We start from the raw sequence: 272 nt of genomic DNA on the forward strand, positions 1-272 counted from the left end.
GTCGACCCGGCCCAGGGCAGTGTCATCGTCAACGCAAACGGCACGCTGACCTTCACCCCGGCGCCCAACGTCAATGGGCCGGTCACCGTCACGTACACGATTGCCGACGGCCACGGCGGCACGTCCTCGACCACCGCGATCATCACCGTCACCCCGCTCGCCGACACTGCAATCCTCGGCACCGGTACCGGCACCGTCAAGGAAGACACCCCCGCCCAGACCAGCGCTTCCGGCACCCTCAGCATCGTCGATCCGGACGCCGGCCAGGCCGC

At 69.1% G+C, this 272-nt stretch carries 1 protein-coding gene; it reads left to right on the forward strand.

All coding sequences use genetic code 11. The features are described from left to right. A partial coding sequence (locus tag ETQ85_RS26425; RefSeq protein WP_187394851.1) for a cadherin-like domain-containing protein occupies window positions 1–272 on the forward strand: 272 nt, incomplete at both ends.

The organism is Zoogloea oleivorans, assembly GCF_008107625.1.
In the GTDB taxonomy this organism is placed as follows: Bacteria; Pseudomonadota; Gammaproteobacteria; order Burkholderiales; family Rhodocyclaceae; genus Zoogloea; species Zoogloea oleivorans.